The 25,792-nt window shown below is 47.2% G+C and carries 24 protein-coding genes and 1 tRNA gene; 5 read left to right on the top strand and 20 right to left on the bottom strand.

The features are described 5' to 3' along the window. Positions 1 to 115 precede the first annotated feature (115 nt). A complete protein-coding gene (locus tag B4E62_RS12005; RefSeq protein ID WP_310071184.1) occupies positions 116 to 655 on the top strand; it encodes a DUF2062 domain-containing protein in 540 nt (179 codons plus the stop codon). 54 nt (positions 656 to 709) lie between these two features. Here the strand turns inward: B4E62_RS12005 and B4E62_RS12000 are convergent, their stop codons facing one another. From B4E62_RS12000 to B4E62_RS11990, 3 genes are read right to left on the bottom strand one after another with little or no spacing between them, the layout of a single operon-like run. After that, positions 710 to 1,939 (bottom strand): lipoprotein-releasing ABC transporter permease subunit, encoded by a 1,230-nt coding sequence (locus tag B4E62_RS12000; RefSeq protein WP_331352225.1) that lies wholly within the window; start codon positions 1,937 to 1,939, stop codon positions 710 to 712. After that, positions 1,939 to 2,634, bottom strand: coding sequence for a lipoprotein-releasing ABC transporter ATP-binding protein LolD (gene lolD / locus B4E62_RS11995; protein WP_331352224.1), 696 nt, complete (start codon positions 2,632 to 2,634; stop codon positions 1,939 to 1,941). Before lolD ends, B4E62_RS12000 begins: the two co-directional genes overlap by 1 nt. A gap of 48 nt (positions 2,635 to 2,682) precedes the next feature. Beyond that, a complete protein-coding gene (locus tag B4E62_RS11990; RefSeq protein ID WP_310071191.1) occupies positions 2,683 to 3,921 on the bottom strand; it encodes a lipoprotein-releasing ABC transporter permease subunit in 1,239 nt (412 codons plus the stop codon). Positions 3,922 to 4,048: 127 nt separating this feature from the next. Here B4E62_RS11990 and B4E62_RS11985 point away from each other — a divergent pair, with 127 nt between their 5' ends. Together B4E62_RS11985 and B4E62_RS11980 are read left to right on the top strand one after the other, a co-directional pair. Then, the gene (locus B4E62_RS11985; protein WP_331352223.1) at positions 4,049 to 4,621 is read left to right on the top strand and encodes a PilZ domain-containing protein; all 573 of its coding nucleotides are present in this window, start codon (positions 4,049 to 4,051) and stop codon (positions 4,619 to 4,621) included. 29 nt (positions 4,622 to 4,650) lie between these two features. Then, entirely contained in the window at positions 4,651 to 4,995 is a 345-nt protein-coding gene (locus B4E62_RS11980) for a hypothetical protein (protein WP_331352222.1), read from the top strand. A gap of 76 nt (positions 4,996 to 5,071) precedes the next feature. On the opposite strand, the gene sthA is transcribed toward B4E62_RS11980, so the two are convergent. The 8 genes from sthA to B4E62_RS11940 all read right to left on the bottom strand — a co-directional run bounded on the left by sthA (position 5,072) and on the right by B4E62_RS11940 (position 12,741). After that, entirely contained in the window at positions 5,072 to 6,487 is a 1,416-nt protein-coding gene (sthA, locus tag B4E62_RS11975) for a Si-specific NAD(P)(+) transhydrogenase (protein WP_310071198.1), read from the bottom strand. Positions 6,488 to 6,547: 60 nt separating this feature from the next. After that, on the bottom strand, positions 6,548 to 6,802 hold the full coding sequence (gene nqrM / locus B4E62_RS11970) for a (Na+)-NQR maturation NqrM (RefSeq protein WP_310071201.1): 255 nt from the start codon (positions 6,800 to 6,802) through the stop codon (positions 6,548 to 6,550). A gap of 100 nt (positions 6,803 to 6,902) precedes the next feature. Continuing rightward, positions 6,903 to 8,126: an NADH:ubiquinone reductase (Na(+)-transporting) subunit F gene (gene nqrF, locus B4E62_RS11965; RefSeq protein ID WP_310071203.1), complete on the bottom strand. Its 1,224-nt coding sequence runs from the start codon at positions 8,124 to 8,126 to the stop codon at positions 6,903 to 6,905. A gap of 17 nt (positions 8,127 to 8,143) precedes the next feature. Continuing rightward, positions 8,144 to 8,752: an NADH:ubiquinone reductase (Na(+)-transporting) subunit E gene (gene nqrE, locus B4E62_RS11960; RefSeq protein WP_310071205.1), complete on the bottom strand. Its 609-nt coding sequence runs from the start codon at positions 8,750 to 8,752 to the stop codon at positions 8,144 to 8,146. After that, positions 8,752 to 9,420 carry an NADH:ubiquinone reductase (Na(+)-transporting) subunit D gene (locus B4E62_RS11955; protein ID WP_310071208.1) on the bottom strand — a complete coding sequence of 223 codons (669 nt, stop codon included), beginning with the start codon at positions 9,418 to 9,420 and terminating at the stop codon, positions 8,752 to 8,754. Before B4E62_RS11955 ends, nqrE begins: the two co-directional genes overlap by 1 nt. Positions 9,421 to 9,422: 2 nt before the next feature. Continuing rightward, positions 9,423 to 10,199 carry a Na(+)-translocating NADH-quinone reductase subunit C gene (locus B4E62_RS11950; protein WP_310071211.1) on the bottom strand — a complete coding sequence of 259 codons (777 nt, stop codon included), beginning with the start codon at positions 10,197 to 10,199 and terminating at the stop codon, positions 9,423 to 9,425. Further along, positions 10,192 to 11,394, bottom strand: coding sequence for an NADH:ubiquinone reductase (Na(+)-transporting) subunit B (locus B4E62_RS11945; protein WP_331352221.1), 1,203 nt, complete (start codon positions 11,392 to 11,394; stop codon positions 10,192 to 10,194). Before B4E62_RS11945 ends, B4E62_RS11950 begins: the two co-directional genes overlap by 8 nt. A 3-nt stretch (positions 11,395 to 11,397) precedes the next feature. Continuing rightward, entirely contained in the window at positions 11,398 to 12,741 is a 1,344-nt protein-coding gene (locus B4E62_RS11940) for a Na(+)-translocating NADH-quinone reductase subunit A (RefSeq protein WP_331352220.1), read from the bottom strand. A gap of 571 nt (positions 12,742 to 13,312) precedes the next feature. On the opposite strand from B4E62_RS11940, the gene mfd reads away from it, so the two are divergent. Together mfd and B4E62_RS11930 are read left to right on the top strand one after the other, a co-directional pair. Beyond that, entirely contained in the window at positions 13,313 to 16,774 is a 3,462-nt protein-coding gene (gene mfd, locus B4E62_RS11935) for a transcription-repair coupling factor (RefSeq protein WP_310071218.1), read from the top strand. Between the two features lie 35 nt (positions 16,775 to 16,809). Next, positions 16,810 to 17,727 carry a CsiV family protein gene (locus B4E62_RS11930; protein ID WP_310071221.1) on the top strand — a complete coding sequence of 306 codons (918 nt, stop codon included), beginning with the start codon at positions 16,810 to 16,812 and terminating at the stop codon, positions 17,725 to 17,727. 87 nt (positions 17,728 to 17,814) lie between these two features. On the opposite strand, the gene B4E62_RS11925 is transcribed toward B4E62_RS11930, so the two are convergent. The 9 genes from B4E62_RS11925 to B4E62_RS11885 all read right to left on the bottom strand — a co-directional run bounded on the left by B4E62_RS11925 (position 17,815) and on the right by B4E62_RS11885 (position 25,770). Further along, positions 17,815 to 18,030 carry a cold-shock protein gene (locus tag B4E62_RS11925; RefSeq protein ID WP_133682220.1) on the bottom strand — a complete coding sequence of 72 codons (216 nt, stop codon included), beginning with the start codon at positions 18,028 to 18,030 and terminating at the stop codon, positions 17,815 to 17,817. 185 nt (positions 18,031 to 18,215) lie between these two features. Continuing rightward, positions 18,216 to 18,947 (bottom strand): S-methyl-5'-thioinosine phosphorylase, encoded by a 732-nt coding sequence (locus B4E62_RS11920; protein ID WP_310071224.1) that lies wholly within the window; start codon positions 18,945 to 18,947, stop codon positions 18,216 to 18,218. A 2-nt stretch (positions 18,948 to 18,949) separates the two neighbouring features. Next, positions 18,950 to 19,411, bottom strand: a complete 462-nt coding sequence (locus B4E62_RS11915; RefSeq protein WP_310071226.1) for a methylglyoxal synthase — start codon at positions 19,409 to 19,411, stop codon at positions 18,950 to 18,952. Positions 19,412 to 19,539: 128 nt separating this feature from the next. Next, positions 19,540 to 21,444 carry a molecular chaperone HtpG gene (gene htpG, locus B4E62_RS11910; protein ID WP_331352219.1) on the bottom strand — a complete coding sequence of 635 codons (1,905 nt, stop codon included), beginning with the start codon at positions 21,442 to 21,444 and terminating at the stop codon, positions 19,540 to 19,542. A 169-nt stretch (positions 21,445 to 21,613) separates the two neighbouring features. Then, positions 21,614 to 21,690, bottom strand: a tRNA-Val gene (locus B4E62_RS11905). An 81-nt stretch (positions 21,691 to 21,771) separates the two neighbouring features. Then, positions 21,772 to 22,980, bottom strand: a complete 1,209-nt coding sequence (locus B4E62_RS11900; RefSeq protein WP_310071233.1) for an O-succinylhomoserine sulfhydrylase — start codon at positions 22,978 to 22,980, stop codon at positions 21,772 to 21,774. A gap of 22 nt (positions 22,981 to 23,002) precedes the next feature. Further along, on the bottom strand, positions 23,003 to 24,532 hold the full coding sequence (gene purF / locus B4E62_RS11895; RefSeq protein WP_310071236.1) for an amidophosphoribosyltransferase: 1,530 nt from the start codon (positions 24,530 to 24,532) through the stop codon (positions 23,003 to 23,005). A 28-nt stretch (positions 24,533 to 24,560) separates the two neighbouring features. Beyond that, positions 24,561 to 25,082: a CvpA family protein gene (locus B4E62_RS11890; protein WP_310071239.1), complete on the bottom strand. Its 522-nt coding sequence runs from the start codon at positions 25,080 to 25,082 to the stop codon at positions 24,561 to 24,563. Between the two features lie 76 nt (positions 25,083 to 25,158). Beyond that, on the bottom strand, positions 25,159 to 25,770 hold the full coding sequence (locus B4E62_RS11885; protein ID WP_331352218.1) for an SPOR domain-containing protein: 612 nt from the start codon (positions 25,768 to 25,770) through the stop codon (positions 25,159 to 25,161). Positions 25,771 to 25,792: the final 22 nt, after the last annotated feature.

Below are 25,792 nucleotides of genomic sequence, written 5' to 3'. Positions count from 1 at the left end.
CTGCGGCAGCAGACAAGGTCGCAGCTCACATGCCCCTCATCTGCAGATCACATAGTCTTCATGATCATTTAAAGGCATAATGCCGGTTCATTTTTGGCAGTACTCTGGTTTAAGCATGGCTCGCAATCTACTGAAACGGTTTATTCCCACCCCCGCTGCAATCAAAAGCAACCCTGCCCTGCACTTTCTAGGGGACTTGCTGCATGACCCTAACCTATTTCACTTAAACCGCCACTCAGTCTCTGTTGCTTTTTTTTGGGGCTTGTTCATTGCACTTTTACCTATTCCTGGACAAATGCCTGTTGCAGCGGGTGCGGCGCTTTTGTTTCGCTGCAATCTGCCTATTTCTGTTGCATTAGTGTGGATTACCAACCCTTTCACCATGCCGTTTTTCTTTTTTATCACTTATCAAGTCGGCAGTGTGATTTTGCAGTCTGAACCACTGATGGTTGAGCCGGAATTAACTTGGGATTGGCTGGCCAATGAGTTCGGCCACCTATGGAAACCCCTATTGGCAGGCTCGGTGTTAACCGGTTTGATTTTTGGGGCACTGGGATATTTTGGAATGCAACTCTATTGGCGCTGGCATGTAAACCACAACTGGAAAAAGCGCCAAAAAATGCGTGCTGATAAAATGGCAGAAGAGCAAAAATAAAATCGTAAAAAAGCCCGCTAGCGCGGGCTTTTTTGTGCACAATATTTTATCCAACTACTCGTAACGCAGTGCATCTGCCGGTTGGATTTTACTCGCGCGCCAAGCGGGATACAGGCTGACAAAAAAACTAATCAGCAGCGCCGTAATGACCACTTTGGCAATATCACCGGCAACCAATTCCGATGGCAAGTAAGTAATGGGATATACATCTGAGTGTAAAAACTGAACGCCAAAAATTTTTTCAATCCATTGCACCAGCGGTGTAACAAAATAAGAGAGCGTCACGCCCAGCACTAAACCAATAGATGTTCCAATCAAACCAATCAAGCCGCCCTGCACCATAAAAATCGTTATGATCTCTGCGGTGGACGCGCCCATTGTGCGCATTATCGCTATATCACCCTGCTTATCGACTACTACCATAATCAGGGTGGACACCAGATTAAACGCAGCAATAGCGATAATTAAAAACAGCAACATACCAACCATATTTTTAGACATTTTAATGGACTGGTACACACCGCCGTGGGTGGCCATCCAGCTGGAACCGTAATAATCCTGTGGTAACGTTTGCATAATTCCACGCACGATTTCCGGGGCAGCGAATAAATCATCTACTTTTAAACGCACACCGGTAATTTGCCCTGCGTAACCCGAAAGCTCTGCTGCGGCATTGATATCCATAAGAGCCAGTGCGTTATCAACATCACTATGGGTATCAAAAATGGCGAGCACAGTAACGACTTTAACACGCGGTGATGAACCGCCTTCAACAGGAATGATTAAACTGATCGAATCGGCCTCAGCCACATTTAATTTTTCCGCAACTCCTCGACCAATCACAATTCCCGCTTCAGCTGTTGCCAGCGATTCAAGTGTTCCTTTAGGTAGTAACCCAGGCAGCTTGGAAGTGGCCTTTTCCAGTTCAGCATCGACTCCAAAAATAGCCACCGGTGCTACGCGCTTTTGATAGCTAAGCAAGCCTTGTAATTCCACATAAGGCGACGCGGCAAGGACGCGAGGATGTTGTTTCAGATCAGCAATTAGTTTTTCGGGATGTTCAATAGCGTGACTGTGATAGATTCTCGCATGCGGCATAACGCCCAAAATATTTTCGCGCAGCTCTTTATCAAAACCATTCATGATCGACATGACCAGAATTAATAGCGCAACGCCAATTACCAAACCTGCGGTGGACAAACGCGAAATAAATGAAACTAAGTGACTGTGCCCCTGTGAAATTCCGTAGCGGGTACCAACCAGAAATATATAGCGGCTAAACATTAATAAGCCTCTGCGCCAACCAAGGCGCCATCCACCAACGTGAGCGTGCGATCCATACGCGCAGCAAGGCGTGGGTCGTGAGTTACTACCACAAAACTAGTACCAATGGATTGATTTAACTCCAGCATTAACGCCTGAATCGCATCTGCTGCATGGCTATCGAGATTGCCCGTCGGTTCATCCATCAACACGCAGGCTGGATTGGTTACCAACGCGCGAGCAATGGCGACACGCTGACGTTCACCACCCGAAAGCTCGGAGGGTTTGTGATCCACACGTTTGGCCAGACCAACACGCGCCAACAATTCCAATGCACGTTGTTTTGCAATTGCCATTGGCTGTTTACCAATCAACAATGGCATAGCGACATTTTCAAGCGCAGTAAATTCAGGCAATAAATGATGAAACTGATAAACAAAACCCAAACTGCGGTTGCGTAAACGACCGCGCTCATCGGCACTCAGATGCGATAAAAGTTCACCTGCCACACTCACATCACCGCTATCGGGCACATCCAAACCACCGAGAATATTTAACAGCGTGGATTTACCGGAGCCGGACGCACCGACAATCGCCACACGCTCACGCGAATTTATTTGGAAATTCACATTGCGCAGCACATCTACCGCAAGTGCACCCTGGCGATAACTTTTACTTACCTGCTGGCAAACTAAAACCGGAGCGGAATCATTCATAACACTGGGCCCGTATAGCGAACGCAAGGATAATCAAAGACGAAACATTTATTCATAACGCAAGGCTTCCGCAGGTTCGATTTGGGAGGCGCGGTAAGCGGGATATAGTGTGGCGATAAAACTCAGTAGCAATGCGATACAGCAAATCAATGCAACATCTTGCCAGAGTAAAATTGAAGGTAATTGACTAATGAAATACATCTCTGGATCAAATACCTGCACACCAAATAATGATTCTACCGCGCTCATGATAGGCGTCAGTGCCGAAGCAACAATGCACCCTATAACGGTACCGATAAAGGTTCCAAAAAAACCTATCGCACTACCCTGCACAATAAAGATCGCCATAACCTGCCGCGCACTCACACCCATGGTTCGCAATACCGCAATATCCGAGCGCTTGTCAGCAACCATCAGCACCAAACTGGAGACAATATTAAACGCCGCGACCGCGATAATAATCATCAGCAGTGAACCTACGACGATTTTTTCCATCTTCACCGCCTGGAATAAACTGCCTTGGGTTTGGCTCCAATCCTTAACTCTATAGTCATCGCCCAATTGTGCACGCAGCTCACTCATTATCTGCGCCGCCACAAACATATTGTCGGTTTTCACATGTAGCCCTTGCACACCAGGTTTACGCAAAAACTTTTGCGCATCTTGCACATGAATGAGCGCAAGAGTGCTATCCACTTGAGCACCGACTTCAAAGACACCAACCAATGTAAAACTACGCGAGCGAGCAAAAGCTCCCATCGGGGTGATGTTGATTTCGGGAGAGGTAATACGAATTTTATCGCCGGGAGCAAGCATTAAACGGCTCGCGAGCAAACGCCCCATGACAATGCCGTATTCACCCGGCTGCAACTGCATCATTGAGCCCACTACCATTCGCTGTTCGACAATTGATACTTGTGCTTCAGCCTCAGGCAATATGCCCTGTAACTCTATCGCCTCCACGCCACCGGCGTAGTTCACCATGGCACTGCTGGCGATATAGGGGGCAGAAGCCACTACCTGTGGATGCTGGTTAACCTGCGCGGATAGTGCTTGCCAATCCTTCAGGGCAGGAAGCTGATCGACAAAACCATGGGGGATTACGCTAAGGATGCGCTCCTTCATTTCCCGGTCAAAGCCATTCATTACCGACAATACGATAATCAGAGCCATAACACCCAGCGCCATACCCACCAATGAAAAGGCACTAATGAAAGAGATAAACTGGTTTCGGCGCTTGGCGCGGGTATAGCGCAAGCCGATATAAAGAGGGATGTTTTTTAGCATGGGCGCATTAAACCCAATTGGCCCCATTTGCTCAAGCAAAACCGCTCCTCATAATCGATAAAGCCGCGCCACTTATCGCTGGCTTGTGCTATGTTTACTGCATCACAAAATTTGGAAGAGCCGGGTTATGAGCGAACGTCGCAGTTACTTTCGCATTGATGAAAGTATCGCTATTGAATTCAAAGAGGTTGATGAGATTACCGCAAACACCGCTGCGGCGGAGTTGCAGTTCCCCAATACCGCGTCGCTTAAACTCTTTGCTGAATTACGCAAGATCGACAATGACAATGCCCATCTATTTCACCAGATCAAAGATACCAGCCGCGCACTGGGTGAATACTTGCACAACCTGAACCGCAAGATAGACATTATCAGCCAACAGCTGATGACCGACTCCAAACCCCTACCCCCATCAAAAACGATTAAACAGGTAAACCTGAGCGAGGGTGGAATCGCCTTTGGCAGCTCGCGCGCACTGGAAGCAAACTCCCACATCGCCCTAAGGCTGATTTTTTTACCAAGCAACGCGGGCCTTGTCCTGTTTGCCAAAATCATTCGCTGTGAACCCAGTAACACAGGGGAATATCAAATTGCGGCAAAATTTCATAGCGTGACCGATGCGCAACAGCAGCTGATCGGTCAACAAATAATGCGGGCACAAATGGCCGAACGCCGGAGAAGTCAGCATTCGCTCCAGTAACTATGATTGTTAAAGGTGATTTGACCAATATGACCCCGCGAAAATTCCTGAACCTATTCTTCGTCTGTGTGGTGGGATTTACTATCTGTATTCAGACTTCACTCGCAGAAGACATTCGGATCCCAGTTGGCGAACAAGCCAAAAATCAAATACCTGTTGATATGCCCACCAAAGGCATGAGCAAAGAGCGGGTGAAAGCGCTGTTTGGTGAGCCATTGGAAGAAATTCCAGCAAAGGGGCAACCACCTATCTCGCGCTGGAAGTATCAAGAATTTACGGTGTATTTTGATAGCAATACGGTCATTCACTGCGTGAGAAATTTTCAGCCCAAAGCTAACCCGTCCGAAGCAAATCCCACCAAAGAAAACCCGTAGTATCCACACAATAATGTGTAGCAATAAAAAAGGGCGCAATAGATTGCACCCTTTTTTATTGAGTTCGCATCATTAACTAACGGCGGCTGATACGGTTTATACCGTCAAGCGCAGCAACTCGATAGGCTTCAGCCATAGTCGGATAATTGAAAATATTATTGAGGAAGTAATGGATATTATTGCCATCACCTTTCTGCGTCATAATCGCCTGGCCGATATGGACAATCTCTGCTGCTTCAGCGCCAAAACAATGTACGCCAAGAATTTCCAAGGTATCAACATGAAACAACAGCTTCAGCATACCCACATCTTCACCGCTGATTTGCCCGCGCGCGGTATTTTTAAATAATGCACGGCCAACTTCGTAGGGCACTTTTGCCTGAGTCAATTCGGTTTCAGTTTTACCGACAGAACTAATTTCTGGCAGCGTATAAATACCAGTGGGAACATCCTGCACTAACTTGCATTCATCACCAAAAATACCTCCGGATACTGCACGCCCCTGACCATAGGAAGCACTCGCCAAACTTGGCCAGCCAACCACATCACCTACCGCATAAATATTGGGAACTTGGGTGCAATAGCAATTATCAACTTTTAAATTACCGCGATGATCGGCAGTTAAACCTGCCGCTTCAAGATTTAATCCATCAGTGTTACCACTGCGGCCGTTACACCACAAAATTGCATCTGCCTTCAAACGCTTACCCGATTTTAAAAATAAGGTAACGCTTGAATCGCTCGCCTCTATCGCCTCATATTCTTCGCTGTGACGCACAGTGACGCCGCTATCCCGCAGGTGATAACTTAACGCATCAGAAATTTCATCATCGAGAAATGACAATAACCGCTCGCGGTTATTGATCAAATCAACACGCATTCCCAAGCCGGAAAAAATTGAGGCATATTCGCAACCAATCACACCTGCACCATAAACAATAATATGCCGTGGTGTATGTTGCATATCCAGGATGGTATCGCTGTCGTAAATACGCGGATGATTAAAATCAACATCCGCTGGGCGATAGGGGCGCGAACCGGTAGCAATAACAATATTGTCAGCCGAGATGGTTTCAATACCACCATCCAGCTGCACCAGAGTTACAGTGTTGGCATCAATAAATGAAGCCTGGCCGATATGTACATTAACGCGGTTGCGCACATAAAAATTTGTATGCAGTTCAACTTGTTTGGGAATAACTTTAACGGCTGATTGCAATACCCGAGGGAAAGTTAAACGGCGGCTATCACCAATTTCGCGAAACAAGCTGTTGCTCTTGAACTGAATAACTTGCTTAACGACATGACGCAATGATTTGGAAGGAATGGTTCCCTTGTGTGCACAACTACCGCCCACCAGCGCCCTATTCTCTACCACACCGACCCGCTTTCCCGCTTTGGACGCGGCTATAGCTGCTGCCTCACCCGAGGGACCGGAACCGATAACCAAAAGATCGTAGCTGTGATCTGCCGATTTTTTACGACCAGTCAATTTATTCCCCTTAATCTTATTAACCGAATACGCTGATAGTCTAGCAACAATTATTCCTTTTTACTTTTTTGATGGCCTGCTCGCATCATAAGAAAGATCGGCACTGTCTGTTGCAGACCGTGTTGGCTTTGCTTTTTCCTCGGCACACTTGGCTTCATCGCCACCACAAAGCTCACACACATAATTAGGATCACCGAGCGCCTTACCAACACCTCCGCAAGAGCCCGATACTGGTTTTCTTCCGGCGAGAACACTGATAGACAATGCGAGCGCAACAAACAACATCACTAATAGAGTAACCACAAGAACAGCCACGATTGACTCCCAGGCAACAATGCCTTTATTAAGAATTTAAAAATACTTACCACTAAAAGAAAAAACGAGGCAGGTTACCCAGCCTCGTTTTCCTTATGCATTAACCACCGAAGTCGTCGAGCAAAATGTTGTCGTCCTCAACTCCCAGACTCTTCAACATTTTAATTACGGCGGCGTTCATCATTGGTGGGCCGCACATATAAAACTCACAATCTTCTGGTGCCGGATGATCTTTCAAATAATTCTCGTAGAGAACATTGTGAATAAATCCGGTCAAGCCTGACCAATTATCCTCTGGTTGAGGATCGGACAGCGCCACATGCCATTTGAAGTTTTCGTTCTCAGCTTGCAGCATGTCGTAATCTTCTTTATAGAACAGCTCACGCAGAGAGCGAGCCCCGTACCAGAAAGTCATTTTACGATCGGTTTTCAAGCGGCGCAGCTGATCAAAAATATGCGAGCGCATCGGCGCCATACCAGCACCACCGCCGATAAACACCATCTCTGCATTGGTCTTCTTGGCGAAGAACTCACCAAATGGACCGTACACAGTAATCTTATCGCCCGGCTTCAAGCTGAACACGTAGGAAGACATTTGACCAGGAGCAATACCCTGCGATTTGGGTGGAGGAGTTGCAATACGGATATTGAACTTAACCACACCTTTTTCTTCAGGATAGTTTGCCATCGAATAGGCGCGAATCACCGGCTCGGTTACTTTTGATTCCAAATTAAAGAAACCAAAACGCTCCCAATCACCGCGATACTCAGGCTCGATATCAAAGTCAGAAAATTTAACATGGTGGGGTGGGCACTCAAGTTGTACATAACCACCCGCACGGAAATCAACACTTTCACCTTCAGGCAGACGCAGCGTCAACTCTTTGATAAAAGTCGCCACGTTAGGATTGGACTCCACAGTAGTTACCCACTGCTTCACACCAAACACTTCTTCCGGAACATGAATTTTCATGTTTTGTTTTACCGGAACCTGACAGCTCAAACGCCAACCTTCATTTTGCTCACGACGATTAAAGTGCGCTTCTTCTGTTGGCAGAATAGAGCCGCCACCATCGTTCACCACACATTTACATTGAGCACAGCTACCACCGCCACCACAAGCTGAAGCTAAAAATACGTTGCTCGCTGCGAGTGTCTGCAGCAGCTTACCGCCTGCTGGAACTGTAATGGTCTTCTCATCATTGATAAGAATTTGCACATCGCCGCTGTTCACTAATTTTGCTTGGGCAACAAGAATCACCACCACCAGTGCAAGCACGATGAAGGTGAACATTCCTACGCCTAATAAAATCTCGGTATTCATTGGATTCCTCGCTTAGCCTAGAGAGAGATGCCGCCAAAGGACATAAAGCCCAATGACATCAATCCCACGGTGATAAAGGTAATACCTAAGCCACGAAGACCTTCAGGTACATCGGAGTACTTCATTTTCTCTTTGATGCTGGCAAGCACAACGATAGCAATTGCCCAACCGGTTCCAGAACCAACACCGTAAACAACACTCTCGACAAAATGATAGTCGCGCTCAACCATGAACAGCGAACCCGCCATAATTACGCAGTTCACGGTAATCAATGGCAAAAACACACCCAGCGCGTTGTAAAGCGCTGGCATATATTTATCCATCACAATTTCCATAATCTGCACAATCGCAGCAATCACACCGATAAAAGAAATAAAGCTGAGGAAAGTTAAATCAACGCCGGTTACACCAGCCCACGCCAGTGCATCCTCTTTCAACAGATAAGTCAAAATCAGGTTGTTAGCCGGAACGGTTAAGGTTTGCACAACGATAACCGCAATACCCAAACCGATAGCCGCGTTAATTTTTTTGGACATTGCCATAAATGAGCACATACCCAAAAAGAACGCGAGCGCCATGTTCTCGATAAAAATCGAGCGCACAAACAAACCGAGCAACTGTTCCATTATGCGATCTCCTGTGTGGTAGTTGAGTTAGGAGCGATTTTAAAGTCCGCTTTCTCTACCTGATTTTTCTTCCAGGTACGCATACCCCAAATGATAATACCGATGATGAAGAAAGCACTTGGAGGGAGCAGCAGCAATCCGTTAGGTACGTACCAACCGCCTTCAGAAACGGTAGGCAGAATTTGGATACCAAACCACTTGCCCGCACCGAAAATTTCACGGAAAGTCGCAATGACAATCAGCAATGCCGAATAGCCCAAGCCGTGCCCAATACCATCCATAAAGCTTGGAATTGGTGGATTTTTCAGTGCAAATGCTTCCGTACGACCCATCACGATACAGTTGGTAATAATCAAACCAACAAATACTGAAAGCTGTTTACTAATGTCGTAAGCGACCGCTTTCAATACCTGATCAACCACGATTACTAATGCAGAGATAATGATCATCTGCGCAATAATACGCACACTGTTAGGTAGAAAATTACGCACCAGAGATACGAAGAAGTTGGAAAAAGCAGATACCAGAGTCAAACCTATCGCCATTACCAAACTAACTTTCACACTGGACGTTACTGCCAAGGCAGAACAAATGCCCAAAATTTGCAAAATAACCGGGTTATTTTCCAAAATTGGTTTTACGAGAAGATCTTTGGTTTTCGTACTCATGATTACGCTTCTCCGTTCTTCAAGTTAGCAAGGAATGATTTATAACCCTTGTCGCCCATCCAAAACTTCATCAGATTACGCACACCATTACTGGTAAGTGTTGCACCTGACAAACCATCTACTTTGTACTCGGCATCGGCAGTTGCATCATCTACATGACCTTTGATCACGTCGATTTTAACTTCACCGGTTTCTGAGTAAATCTTTTTGCCAATCCAAATTTGTTTCCACTTTGGATTATCAACTTCGCCCCCAAGGCCAGGGGTTTCAGCATGAGAGTAGAAACCGAAACCGAGGACAGTATTCAGGTCTTTATCCAATGCAACAAAACCTGACATAGTTGACCAGAGACCATAACCGCGCACAGGCAGAATCACCTTTGACAAACCATTAGCATCGTTTACCAAAAATACTTTGGCGTACTTTTCACGGCTGATGATTTTTGCGATGTCTTCTTCTGCTGACAACTTATCGGAAAGATCTGGCTTTTTAGCTGACGCATTTTGATCAAATTTTTCAATGTCAGTGATGGCATCGGTAAAACGACCGGTGCTCAGATCAACAATTTTAATCTCAACTTGTTTGAACTGCTCTTCAACTGACTGATCTTTATTCAAAATGCCTGCAATCGACAGCACATTGCGTTTGAAATCCAGTGCTTTGTTAGCAACCTGTGCGGGTCTCAACAGGACTGCCGAACCAGCTACCAGTACGGATGCCACCAAGCACATAATCAATGTGACTGTGATGGTATATTTTGCTGTTTGTTGGTTAGCCACGCGCCAGTCTCCGTTTAATGTTGGATTGAACGACGAAGTAGTCGATGGTTGGAGCAAACATGTTCGCAAACAAAATTGCCAACATCATGCCTTCTGGATAAGCCGGGTTAACCACACGAATCGTGATTACCATAAAGCCAATCAATCCACCGAAAATCCACTTACCCGTATTTGTCATAGAGGCAGACACGGGGTCGGTCGCCATAAAGAACAAACCGAAGGCAAAACCACCCAGAACAAAGTGCCACCAGAACGGCATCTGGAACATTGGGTTTTTGCTATCTGCGCCTAACCAGTTGTAGAGCAACACAGTCAGTACGGTACCAATCAAAACTCCGAGCACGATACGCGTAGAAGCAATGCCCATCACTAACAGAGCAATACCGCCAATCATCAACGCCAATACGGAGGTTTCACCTATAGAACCTTGCTCAAAACCAAGGAATGCATCCATCCAGGTAACGTGGCCTGCCAGCGCATCCATACCATTTTGCGCAGCAATAGAAAGTGAAGTTGCGCCTGTGTAGCCATCAACCGCAGTCCAGACTGCATCACCCGACATTTCTGCAGGGTAGGCAAAGAACAGGAAAGCACGACCAGTGAGTGCAGGGTTGAGGAAGTTTTTACCAGTACCGCCAAAAACTTCTTTACCAATCACTACACCGAAACTGATACCCAGCGCCGCTTGCCACAAAGGCAAATCTGGTGGACAGGTCAAGGCGAACAGGATAGAGGTCACGAAGAATCCTTCGTTGACTTCATGGCCGCGAACCATCGCAAACCATACCTCCCAAATACCACCCACGATAAATACGGTGGCATATATAGGAAGGAAGTAAGCAGCACCGAGCACAAGGTTATCCCAGATACTGTCGGGATTATGTCCAGCAAACATCGCTGTCAAAGCGCCGTGCCAGTTATCGATACCGGTTGCACCGGTTGCAGCAAGAATTGTGTTCGCCTGCAAACCCACGTTATACATACCGAAGAACATTGCGGGAAATGCGCAAAGCCATACGGTGATCATAATACGCTTCAAATCTACGCCATCGCGGACGTGAGCAGTAGATTTGGTTACATCTGCAGGTTTGTAAAAAATGGTGTCCGCTGCTTCATAGAGCGCATACCATTTTTCATATTTGCCGCCTTTATGGAAATGCGGCTCCATATTGTCGAGTATCTTTCGCAGACTCATCAATTAGCCCTCCTGCTCAATACGGGTAAGGTTGTTGCGCAGAATCGGGCCGTATTCGTATTTGCCAGGGCACACAAAAGTGCACAGCGCCAAATCTTCTTCGTCCAATTCAAGGCAACCCAGTTTTTGTGCCATTTCGGTATCGCCCACAATCAATGAACGCAGCAATTGTGTTGGCAGGATATCCAGTGGCATCACCTTCTCATAAGAGCCTACCGGCACCATGGCGCGCTCGGAGCCATTGGTTGAGGTAGTGAAGTTGAAGGCTTTTAAGGGAAGTAATTTCGATAAGTAAATTCCCAATACGGAGAACTTATCAGCACCCGCGCGCAGGTAGTGGAGCATTTCGCGTTCACGGCCTTCGAGCAACACACTGACTTGATTGTGGAAGCGACCAAGGAAGCTCAGGTTGCCATGAGAACGACGACCACCGAATACCGAACCTGAAATTACGCGGTTTTCACCGGCTTTGGTTTGGCCTTGGGTTAATTCACCCAGATTGGCACCAATGCGAGTGCGCACCAAACGTGGACGCTCTACCTGAGGACCAGCCAGCGCAACAACACGCTCAACATTCAATTTACCGGTAGTGAACAACTCACCTACAGCAATCACGTCTTGATAACCGATAGTCCATACCGTTTTATGTGCATTGACTGGATCAAGGAAATGAATGTGAGTGCCCGGATTGCCCGCTGGATGAACGCCAGCAAAAGTCTCAGTGACAATATTGCTGCCCTGCCCTTTGGGAAGATCTACACCTTCAGCCTGGCAGACAAATACTTTGCCGTCAGTCAACCGCGCCAATACCGTCAAACCATTCGCAAAAGCGTCTTTTTTGCCTGCGATAATGACATGTGGGTTAGAGGCTAATGGGTTGGTATCAATTGCCTGCACAAAAATCGAACTTGGTTTTGAATCCAATGCTGGTGCTTTGCTGTAGGGACGAGTGCGCAGCGCAGTCCAAAGACCGGATTGCACTAAATTTTGCTGGACACTTTCACGTGACAAGCCAGCCAAATCATTAGCTGGATATTTAGCAAACTCGATAGCATCATCACCTTCCACATCAATTACCACAGAGTGGAATACGCGCTGGTCGCCGCGATTAATGGCGCTTACAGTACCTGATGCAGGCGCAGTGTAAATAACACCGGGGTTCTTTTTATCAGAAAACAATTCCTGACCGAGTTTCACTTTATCACCAACCTGTACCGCCATAGTGGGCTTCATACCATGGTAATCAAACCCGATTAAAGCTACCTGGCGAACCTGCGGGCCATCTTCAATAGATTGATTGGGGCTGCCGGTAATGGGCAAATCCAATCCTCGACGAATCTTTATCATACGTCTCTGCCTAGTCGTTCTTGTGGATGTAGACCTGGTAACCCAGGCCGTGAGGATGCAGCAAGCGATAAACCAGCTGTCATCATCCAGTTACTTCCTGGCGGGAACTGGATGGGACTTTGTGGAGGAGGTGCTTGGGCTGCGAGCGCACCAGAGCGTATCTACGATGTAAATAAACCGCTGGAGCATAGGGCAAGTAACTTTCAGCCAATTTCTGTATCAACATCTGCCCCACAAAGCGCAAAGAACACACAAGAGATTGATTTATGAGAAGTTTTAGTTAGCCCCGATAAAACCCGCGAATTATAAACGCCACCCCGACCAAGCACCATAGCAATGCATTGATTTGATGCATGTTTTACTCACGTTTTCGGTAAATTCGAATTCTTTTTACGCTCATTTCTCACTTACAAATGCAGCAATGAAAACTCTTCTCATTAAGCTTGCACATCGATTAAGCATAGTGGCAAATATCTTTTTGATTTTTTATTTGCATAGCAGCCACCCAAGAGGCTTCATAACACAGGTAAAATGCGCACCACCTATTGGACGTGCGATTAATAAACGATTTATGACCCAACAGCTCCCAAGTAATCCTCCCATCTCTAACAAGCCCGGCAACCGTCACTATTGGGGACAGCTATTTGGCAGCGCCCAAGCACTCACCATTGTGAATGCCGCTCGAGCTTATCAAGGCCTGAGCTTAGTGGTGACTGCCGACACCAGTGCCGCCATTCGCATGGAGGGCGAGCTATCGTTTTTCGCAAAAGGACAGGACCCGCTGCCGGTATTGCATTTGGCTGATTGGGAAACCCTGCCCTACGATACGATTTCGCCGCATCAAGACATTATTTCAGAGCGCCTCAGCACGCTCTATAAATTGCCCAGCGTCAAACAAGGCATTCTCGTAGTTCCGGTAACTACATTGTTGCAGCGACTCATGCCGCAATCCTATTTAGTCGGCAATAGCCTTATGGTTTCCGTCGGCGAAAAACTGGACGCTAATCAACTGCGCCAGAACCTGGAGCGCGCTGGCTATCATTGTGTTGATACAGTTTACGAACACGGCGAATTTGCAGTGCGCGGCTCGCTCATCGATATTTTTCCCATGGGCAGCGAGACGCCCTATCGCATCGATTTATTTGATGACGAAATAGAAAGCCTGCGCACCTTCGACCCTGAAAACCAGATGACCATCGACAAGGTCGATAAAATCCAATTGCTGCCCGCCAAAGAATTCCCACTAAACAAAGCGGGGATCAGTTTATTCAAACAAAAATGGTTGGAGCGATTTGATGTCAACCACAAAGCCTGTCCAGTATTTCAGGATGTGAGTGCGGGCATATCGCCCCCTGGTATCGAATATTATTTGCCGTTATTTTTTGATGCTTGCAGCACGCTATTTGATTACCTGCCCGTCAACACCCAAATTTATGCGCTGGGCGATATCGAAAAATCCGCCGAGAACTTTTGGCTGGAATTATTGCGCCGCTATGAAAGCCGCAAGGTAGATCCTTTGCGCCCACTGCTGGCGCCACGCGATATTTATCTCGCTATCGATGAATTTTTTGGCAACCTGAAGAATTATTCCCGCACCTTTGTCGAATCAGCAACATTGGAAGAAAAAGCGGGTAATTATAACTTTGCCACTGCTGCCACTCCGTCACTGCCTATTCGCGCGCAAGCGGATAATCCCCTCGCCGCCATACAAGCCTTTTTAATGGAGTTTGATGGCAAAGTATTATTTTGCGCAGAATCCGCAGGCCGCCGCGAAACCTTGCTAGAATTATTAGGCCGCATCCGCGTTCGCCCCACGACTGTTGATAGCTGGAGTGAATTTCTGGCGCACAGCGAAAAACTGGCCATCACCGTTGCGCCACTTGAGCAGGGCTTATTACAAACCAAGCCTAAAATTGCGCTGATTTCTGAATCGCAATTGTTTGGTGAGCGCATCCAACAGCAGCGCCGCCGTAAACAGACGCAAGACAACGCCGATCTGATTGTTAAAAATCTGACTGAATTAAAAATCGGCGCATCGGTAGTCCATATTGACCACGGTGTCGGCCGCTATCGCGGTTTGGAAACTATCACCATCGACAACCAAACCAACGAATTTTTAACGCTGGAATATGCCGACGAAGCTAAGCTTTATGTACCGGTGACGAGCTTGCATTTAATCAGCCGTTACGGTGGTGCAGAAGATGATTTAGCGCCGCTGCATAAACTCGGCAGTGAGTCATGGCAAAAAGCGCGCCGCAAAGCCGCCGAGCAAATCCGCGATACCGCAGCAGAATTGTTGGAAGTCTATGCTCGCCGTGCAGCGCGCAAAGGCCACAAATTTCCCGATCCTAAAATTGCGTACGAAGCATTTTCCGCCAGCTTTCCGTTTGAAGAAACGGCCGACCAGCAGCGCGCAATTGAAGCAGTAATGGAAGATATGCTCTCGTCCAAACCGATGGATCGCCTTGTGTGCGGCGATGTCGGTTTTGGTAAAACCGAAGTCGCCATGCGCGCCGCTTTTATTGCCAGCCACAGCGGCAAACAAGTTGCGATTCTTGCGCCCACCACCCTGCTTGCCCAACAGCATTATGAATCTTTAAAAGATCGCTTTGCAGATTGGCCAATCACCGTCGAAGTGCTGTCGCGTTTCCGCACCACCAAAGAAGTGAACCAAGTGTTGGAGCGTTTGGCAGAAGGTAAAGTGGATATCGTTGTCGGCACACATAAGCTTTTATCTCCTGATATTAAATTTAAAGATCTGGGTTTATTGATTATCGATGAAGAACATCGTTTTGGTGTAAGACAAAAGGACCAGATCAAAGCCCTGCGCGCGGAGATCGATATTCTTACGCTCACCGCCACACCAATTCCGCGCACACTCAATATGTCGATGGCAGGCATTCGCGATTTATCGATTATCGCTACGCCACCTGCACGCCGTTTATCGGTAAAAACATTTGTGCGCACCTATGACGAAGCCGTTATCAAAGAAGCGATACTGCGTGAAATCCTGCGCGGCGGCCAAGTCTATTATCTGCATAATGAAGTGGACACCATCGAGAAAGTCGCGCGCGAGTTGCAGGAATTAATTCCCGAGGCGCGCATTGGTATTGGCCACGGCCAAATGCGCGAGCGCGATCTTGAACGAGTGATGTCGGATTTTTATCACAAACGCTTCAACATTATGGTTTGCACTACGATTATCGAAACTGGTATCGATATCCCCAGCGCCAACACAATTATTATTAACCGCGCCGATAAATTTGGCTTGGCACAATTGCATCAATTGCGCGGTCGTGTTGGCCGTTCGCATCACCAAGCCTATGCCTATTTATTAACGCCGGATCGCCGCTCGATGACCGACGATGCACAAAAACGCCTTGAAGCAATTAGCGCTGCGGAAGATTTGGGCGCAGGTTTTACCCTGGCAACTTACGATATGGAAATCCGCGGTGCCGGTGAATTATTGGGCGACGAACAAAGCGGCCAAATTCAAACCATCGGCTTCTCGCTCTATATGGATATGCTGGATCGCGCGGTAAAAGCAATTCGCCAAGGCAAGCAAGCGGATCTTGAAAAAGCACTGAGCGAAGCAATTGAAATCAATCTGCGCATCCCGGCGTTGATTCCTGCCGATTATTTGCCCGATGTTCACACACGGCTGGTGATGTACAAACGTTTGGCCAATGCCGATAGCGAGGAAGCCCTGCGCGACTTGCAAGTTGAGATGATCAACCGCTTTGGCATGTTGCCCGAACAAATTAAAAACCTGTTCCGTGTTACGCAAATTAAAATTACCGCCGAAACGATTGGCATTACCAAACTGGAAGCTAACGCACGCGGCGGAAAAATTGAATTTTCCAGCGACACACGGGTGGATCCACTCAAAATAGTAAAACTGGTACAAAGCCAACCGCGCATCTACAAGCTGGAAGGCGCCAATCAACTGAAATTCACAATGGATTTGGAAGCAACTGAAAAGCGCATCCAAACTGTTGTCGATTTATTAGATCATTTGACGACCGGCAAATAATGCTGATCCTTATCACCCCCTGGTGGAATTAATTTATGGTTTATCAATTAATAAAACTGCTGCCAATAAAACACCTGCCGACATTACTGGGCATTGCGGCTGTTCTCACGAGCGCATTAGTGGCGCCATCGGCTCAAGCGCAAACAAAAACCCACGAAGGTTGGTATCAAGTAGAGATGATAGTGGTAGCTCGAAAAGATGATACCGGTCAGGAACACTGGCCCAGCAATATTAAATTGCGCTATCCCGGAGACTGGGTCGAATTGAAAGATCCCAATGCAACTGAGGTGCCCAATACTACAAATAACAGTGCATCTGCAACTGCAACTGCGCCCGTAGTGGATCTAACCAAAGAAGCGTTTTATTTGTTACCCGCGAGTGAACGCCAATTAAATACACAAGCGCAGAAGCTACAGCGAAACCCACGCTTTGAAGTTTTGTTCCACAACGCTTGGCGGCAGGTTATTACCAATAAAAAAGAATCCAAAGCCATTCTTATTAACGGTGGCCAAACGTTTGGCCAACATCAGGCATTGGAAGGCAGTATTCGTTTAAGCGTGGCAACCTATCTGGAACTGCAAACCAATTTGTGGCTCGCACAATTTGATGTCAATGTCGGCCAGGAAATTACTCAGACATGGCCCGAAATTCCGCTGCGACCTAACTACACAGCAGCAACTATAAATAATTTGTCACTGGATTCAGAAGTAGAAGCTGAATTGGAACAAGCATTGGCGAACGAAAATCCCCAGTGGTCGAACGGTAATTTTGATGCAAATGCAGCTGCACCAGAAGCCAATAATTATGTCACTCGGCAAATTATATTATTGCAACAAGAGCGCGATATGCGCACCAGCGAAGTCCATTACATAGATCACCCAGCATTGAATGTCATCATTCAAGTAACCCCCTACCCATCCGTTGCAACAACTCCTTTGCCAACGGCACAATGACAACAGGTTTCTTTTCTCCAAAATAAAAACGCCGGCAATTGCCGGCGTTTTTATTTAAACAACGTTTAAACCTGAGTGAAGTTTACATCAGCCCAATAGCACAACATCTTCTGCCTGTAAGCCTTTATCACCTTGTTGCAACTGAAACTCAACGTTTTGACCTTCAGCTAATGAGCGGTAACCTTCCGCACGGATATTTCGGTAGTGAACAAAAATATCCTCGCCTCCTTCTCCTCTGGTTATGAAACCGTATCCACGCACGTTGTTAAACCATTTAACAGTGCCCATTTCACGATCTGCCATATGAAACACCTCTACAGCCTTAAGCTTTATTGTTATTTGCTCGGTTTGCTTCATCCGTTGATCGCCAGCACAGCAGGCCAGCAGCTATCCACAACCGGGTTTATAGAACGAAAAAACCCGTGTTAACAGATATTAACAAAAGTTAGAAATAAGAGGGGATTTTTTTGTTGCTTATTTACGCAAGCCTACTGGTTTGCAAATATGAAAATAGTTTTTTTAATGTCAGCCATGCCAGCGGCAAGAGTTTTAAGTATGTCCTCCATATTTAGCTCATTGCTATCCAAGCCAGCAGCCCAGTTCACCACTAGGCAAAGCGCGGCATATTCCAATCCCAGCTCACGCGCTAGTGCTGCCTCTGGCATAGCCGTCATACCAACCAAATCACAACCATCACGCCGCAAACGCAAGACTTCTGCCGCAGTTTCCAAACGCGGGCCTTGGGTGCAGGCATAAACACCTCGCTCCTGAAACCGCAGGTTTGCTGCCAATAAACTGGCGATCAATTGTTGACGCATGACCTGACTGTAGGGATGGGTGAAATCGATATGGTTGATGTAACCATCAGTAAGAAAGTTATAACTCTGCTCGCGGCCATAGGTGTAATCGATAATCTGGTGCGGCACCACGAACACGCCAGGCCCCATCGTAGAATTTATTCCTCCCACCGCATTAACCGCCAACACCCGCGTTACACCAACATCTTTTAAAGCCCACATATTTGCACGGTAATTAATTTGATGTGGCGGCAGCTTGTGACCTTGACCGTGACGCGGAAGAAATACTAGCTGAAGATCGCGTAATCTGGCGAAAGTGAGCGGAGCAGAACAATCGCCATACGGAGTCTGGACTTTCTGTTCGCCAACAATTTCCAATTCAGGAAATTGATTTAAGCCGGAGCCACCGATAATCGCCAACATAATTATATTTGCGAACGCTTGGCCATATAGGCCGCGTAATCGGGAACCCAGTGTTGCGACTCGCCGTTGAAGAGTGGCGATGACACCATAAAATCAGCGGAGCTTTGATTGCACGCAATCGGGATATTCCACACCGCTGCAATGCGCAGTAAAGCTTTTACATCCGGATCGTGCGGCATTGGTTCAAATGGATCCCAAAAGAAAATCAGCATATCGACTTTGCCTTCGGTAATTAATGCACCAACTTGCTGGTCACCACCTAAAGGACCGGAAATAAGTTTGTTTATTGGCAGGCCGGTTTCTTTTTCTATTAATGTGCCGGTTGTACCGGTAGCAAAGAGTGTATGAATGCTTAAATCAGCACGATTCTGTTTACACCATGCGATTAAATCTTTCTTTTTGTTGTCGTGTGCTACCAGCGCAATCGATTTTGCCGCAGGTAGGCTAATCTCTTTGTATTCCATATAGTCCACCGGGTTGATTCATAAGGTCAGAATTAATTCGCCAACCGTTAATTATCAGTTAAAAAAATGACCTTGCCCGATTATAGGCAAAGTCATCTTTAATAGCAGCTTTAATGAAAAACTAAAATTTAATTGCTCAATTCCAGCAACAATTTATTCAACCGCTGCACATAAGCAGCCGGGTCTTGCAATTGCGCACCTTCAGCAAGATTGGCTTGATCAAACAGGATATGCGCCAAATCGCCGAAGCGCTCTTCGTTAGCCTCCTGCTCCAGCTTTTTCACCAGCGGGTGATCAGGATTTAATTCAAAAATCGGTTTGGAATCAGGCACTTTTTGCCCGGCAGCTTCCAGAATACGACGCATCTGCGCACCCATGTCGTGATCGCCCACGACTACACACGCTGGTGAGTCGGTCAAACGATGGGTAATGCGCACTTCCGATACCTGATTTTCCAATGCGGCTTTTGCGCGATCCAACAATGGCTTCAGAGCTTCAGCGACTTTTTCTTGTGCTTGTTTCTCTTCTTCGCTGTCAAGCTTGCCGAGATCCAACTCGCCTTTGCCTACATCCTGCAATGATTTACCATCAAACTCGGCCAAGTGGCTCATCAACCATTCGTCAACACGGTCACTTAACAGCAATACTTCAATGCCTTTTTTGCGGAAGACTTCCAGATGCGGGCTGCTTTTCGCCGTGTTGAAATTTTCAGCGGCAATGTAATAAATCTTCTCCTGCCCGTCTTTCATACGCGAGACGTAATCGTCGAGCGATTGGCTTTGTTCAGCGGTATCAGTGTGAGTGGAAGCAAAGCGCAGCAATTTGGCAATTTTTTCGCGATTGGCAAAATCTTCTGCCGGACCTTCTTTCATGACCTGGCCAAACTCTTTCCAGAAAGTTGCGTATTTTTCCGGTTCGCTTTTTGCCAATTTCGCCAACATGTCCAACACACGTTTGGTCAGCGCTGAACGCATGGCATCAATGTTGGGATCTTTTTGCAGAATCTCGCGCGAGACGTTCAAACTAAGATCATTTGAATCCACAACGCCTTTAATAAAACGCAGATACAAGGGCAAGAATTGTTCAGCGTCATCCATAATAAAGGTGCGCTGTACATACAATTTCAAACCACGTGAAGCATCACGATTGTATAAATCATAGGGGGCACGTGCTGGAATAAATAACATACTGGTGTAATCCAGATTACCTTCCACACGGTTGTGGCTCCAGCTCAATGGATCGGTAAAATCGTGGCTCACATGCTTATAAAACTCTTTATATTCTTCATCAGTCACGTCGGAACGCGAACGAGTCCAGAGCGCAGTTGCAGTGTTAATCACTTCATCTTCCGGTTCTGCACTGGCAGCATCATCGCCAACCGGAGTTTGTTTTTTCATCACTACCGGAATGGCGATATGATCAGAATATTTTTTGATGATAGAACGCAAACGCCAATGGTCGGCAAATTCCAAAGCATCATCTTTTAAGTGTAATTCAACGGTCATGCCGCGATCAGCTTTCTCAACTGACTCTACAGTAAATTCCGCATCGCCCGAACATTCCCAGCGCACTGCTTCACTTGCTGGTGCACCGGCACGACGACTGGTTACCACCACTTTATCGGCAACAATAAATGCCGAATAAAAACCAACACCAAATTGACCAATCAACTGTGCATCTTTTTTCTGGTCACCTGACAGCTTTTGCATAAATTGCGCAGTGCCCGATTTAGCGATAGTACCCAAGTTCTCGATCACCTCATCACGCGACATACCTATGCCGTTATCGCTGATGGTGAGGGTTTTTGCATCTTTATCGAAACTGATGCGAATTTTTAATTCCGTATCGCCTTCATATAGGTCGCCATTGGATACTGCTTCAAAACGCAATTTATCAGCGGCATCCGACGCATTGGATACCAATTCACGCAGGAAAATTTCCTTGTTCGAATACAGCGAGTGAATCATCAAATGCAGCAATTGCTTGGCTTCAGTTTGAAAGCCACGGGTTTCTTTGCGGGCATCAACGGTCATTTTCTAACTCCTGGGTACATACAACTAAGATGTGAACAAATAATATCCGCCATGTAATGACGGGGATGTGCACTAGATGGGGTAGTAGCCAAAGAATTCAAGGGTGCTGTGGGGATGCAAATTTCAGGCAATAAAAAAGCCGCTAAGAAGCGGCTTTTCTAAGGAACTTTGGTAGGACTAAGCAGACTCGAACTGCTGACCCCCACCATGTCAAGGTGGTGCTCTAACCAACTGAGCTATAGTCCTAAAGAGGCGCGCACTTTACCAAGGTGAATTCGCAAGGACAAGACCCAACAACACTTTTTTGTGCCTTGGCCTCGCAAACCCTTAGTAATTGCCTAAACCGCGTGCGAGATCGGCTTTTAAATCGCCAATATCTTCCAAACCAACGGCAACACGGATCAGGTTTTCGGTAATACCAGCATCGGCTTTTTGCTCCGGCGACAAACGGCCATGCGTTGTTGTAGCCGGGTGGACGATAGTGGTTTTGGTATCGCCCAGATTAGCGGTGAGCGACATAATGCGTGTTGCGTCGATAACCTTCCAGGCCTCTGCCCTGCCGCCTTTTACGCGGAAGGATAAGACACCACCAAAAGCAGATTGCTGTTTTGCAGCCAGCTCATGACCAAGATGACTTGGCAAACCTGCATAAAACACTTTTTCTACATTAGGGTGGGCATTAAGCCATTGCGCCAGTTCCAACGCATTGCGTGAATGAGCCTCCATCCGCAAACGCAATGTCTCAAGACCTTTTAAGAATACCCACGCATTGAAAGGGCTCATCGTTGGGCCAGCGCTGCGAATAAATCCGAGCACTTCATCTACATATTTTTTTGCACCAGCAACCACACCACCGAGGCAGCGGCCTTGCCCATCAATGTACTTGGTTGCTGAGTGGATAATTAAATCCGCGCCCAACTCCAGTGGCTTTTGTAATGCTGGAGTGCAGAAGCAATTATCTACCGCCAACAACGCACCGCGTGCATGAGTTAGATCGGCAAGCCGTTGAATGTCGATAACATCGCACAAAGGATTAGACGGCGTTTCAACAAATACCAATTTAGTATTTTCGGTGAAGCCCCCTTCCCACTCGACATAATTAGTTGGATTGACGAACGTGGTAGTTACACCAAATTTTTGTAGATATTTAGTAAACAACACTGTCGTCGTACCAAACACACTGCGTGAACAAAGAATATGATCGCCCGATTTCAGCAGCGCAATGCACGTCGATAAAATTGCCGCCATACCTGATGAAGTGCCGACGGCAGACTCAGCACCTTCCAATGCTGCTATACGCTCTTCAAACATGCGCACGGTGGGATTCGTGTAGCGCGAATAAACGTTGCCGGGCTGTTCGCCAGAAAAACGATCTGCCGCTTCTTGCGCATTCGCAAAAACATAACTTGAAGTCAGGAACAGCGCTTCGCTGTGCTCACCTTCGTGCGAACGCGATTGCCCGACGCGAATCGCCAAGGTATCCAGCGCCGCACCGAACAGCGGATCTTCAGCTAATTGTTCGTCAAAATTTTCCATATCTACTCATCAACTTAATAATTTATCCGCGCGCCGCACCGTTGTGTAAACCAATCGGCAATTCCATTTGTTTGACGGATTTTTTACCGGATTTAGCACTATCGTTGCGCGCGGCTGCAACCTTCTCCAAATATTCGGGAGTGACGTCGCCGGCACAGTATTCGCCATTGAATACAGCACAATCAAATGCGGTGACTTCACTATTGCCTTCGGAAGATGCGGCAATCAGATCCTCAAGGTCCTGATATATCAGCCAATCAGCGCCGATTTCTTCACACACTTCGTCCTCAGTACGACCACTTGCAATCAACTCCGTCGTTGTTGGCATATCGATGCCATAGACGTTGGGATATTTCACCGCGGGCGCTGCTGAAGCGAAATACACTTTCTTCGCGCCGACATCGCGCACCATCTGGATAATTTGTTGGCAGGTAGTACCGCGGACGATGGAATCATCCACCAACAATACAATTTTGTCCCTGAATTCCAATTCAATTGGATTGAGTTTTTGACGCACGGATTTTTTACGCTGTTGCTGGCCGGGCATAATAAAAGTGCGGCCGATGTAGCGGTTTTTTACCAAACCTTCACGGAATTTCACACCTAATTTTTGAGCCAATGCCTGACCTGCAACACGGCTGGTATCCGGAATGGGAATCACCACATCAATGTCATGGTCCGGACGCTCACGCAGAATTTTTTCTGCCAATTTTTCACCTTGGCGTAAACGCGCCTTGTACACCGAAATGCCATCCATAATAGAATCTGGACGCGCAAAATATACGTGCTCAAAAATACACGGCGTCAAACGCGGTGACTTGGCGCATTGGCGACGATTTAATTCGCCCTCTTCAGTGATATAAATTGCCTCGCCCGGTGCAACATCGCTGATCAATTCAAAACCCAGCACATCGAGCGCAACACTTTCGGACGCAACCATATATTCAACACCGCCTTCCTCCGAATGGCGCTTGCCATACACTAACGGGCGAATACCATTTGGATCACGAAAGGCGACCAAGCCGTAATTAGCGATCAACGCAACTACCGCGTAACCGCCGGTCACACGATTATGAACACCGGCAACCGCAGCAAACATATCGTCGGCGGTCGGGTTGAGCTTGCCTTGCATCTGCAATTCATGAGCGAAAACGTTGAGCAATACTTCTGAATCTGAATCGGTATTCACATGACGCAAATCAGTTTTGAAAATATCTTCTGTGAGTTTATCGGCGTTAGTCAAATTGCCGTTGTGCGCAAGGGCAATTCCGTATGGTGAGTTAACATAAAAAGGTTGAGCCAAAGCCGGGCCTGAACTGCCCGCAGTGGGGTAGCGAACATGACCAATCCCCATAGTGCCAAGTAAACGCTGCATATGGCGGGTTCTAAACACATCTTGCACAAGGCCATTAGCCTTTTGCTGGCTCATGCGGCCATCCTGACAAGTCACCATCCCCGCCGCATCCTGTCCACGGTGCTGCAAAATGGTCAACGCATCGTAAAGCTGCACATTCACATCGCGTTTACCCACAATACCTACAATGCCGCACATAAGATTGCCTCAATACTTGTTAACAACTTTAAACTTTCTGACCACTTTCAACATTGCCAAACAGTGCCATTAGCCACTGGCTGACTTGCTCATAAGCTGTCCTGACCCATTCCTCACAAGCGAGAAAATGGGGTATTAATTGCGCCTGCTGCCACCATGCTTCTTCATTGACCGGTATAAAACCAGGCAAGAGAATTAACAAGGCCATCACGATAATAAACGCGCGTGCTGCACCAAAAACCATTCCCAGAAGACGATCAGTACCAGATAAGCCAGTCGCACGTACCAGAGCACCAATAAGGAAGCTCAGCATAGCGCCTAGCAATAGAGTGGCGATAAACAGCGCAGCGTAGGCTGTCATAAGTCGCACAGAGGGTGATTCAATTTGGCCGGCCAACAGGATTTCAAGCTGGCCACCAAAGACTTTGGCTACCAACACAGCCGCGACCCAAATTATTAGTGACAAGGCTTCGCGCACAAAACCACGAATCAAACCGATCAAACAGGACAGGGAAAAAATCCCAATAATGGCCCAATCAGCCCAATTCATTCGCGCGCCCACTCCAAAATCATTGATGGGAGGTTTACAGAGGCGCGCATTCTAACAGAGGCGCAAGATTATGGCTTTAGGGTTTGAAGGGTAAAACAAGGGAATTCACTTTCAAACGTTTGTCTAATTGCGACTTGATCGCAAGGGCTTCGGATTTATCCTGCTTAGGGCCGATAAATACGCGATAAATAGTCGCATTAGCGCTGGGGACAGCACGCACATAAGCCTTATGACCGTCAGCTTGTAACTGGTCGCGCAATTTATTTGCCGCTGCTTGCGCGCTGAGGCTGGCCACCTGAATCACCCATGTGTCAGGCAAGCCTTGTGCATTAAGCGGGATAACTGGCACGGAGGCATCAGTTGCAGCAGATTTAGAAGATGCCGATTGCCAAGAAGATGTTGCCACGGGAGCAACTATGGCTTGCTCGGAGGGAAGGACTTCAGCAACAGGCACTGACTCAGCCTCATCAGGCACAAACATAGTTTCGGGCGCTGGCGCAGGCTCAATACCTTCTGGCCGCGTAGGTTCGTTGAAATCCACGGCGGTAATGCTGGGGCGGCCGGGAATATGGGAGCTGGTGTCCACTTGGTATTGTTGGCGATCCTTAAAAAAACTGGGCAAAAACAATACGGCAATCGCCGCCAGTACTGCTGCACCAATTAAACGATGTTTTACGGATTCTCTCACCTAAAACCTCTGCACCAATAAC

It is taken from the genome of Cellvibrio sp. UBA7671 (genome assembly GCA_002483145.1).
GTDB lineage: Bacteria > Pseudomonadota > Gammaproteobacteria > Pseudomonadales > Cellvibrionaceae > Cellvibrio > Cellvibrio fibrivorans.
This window is presented reverse-complemented; position numbering and strand designations above follow the sequence as displayed.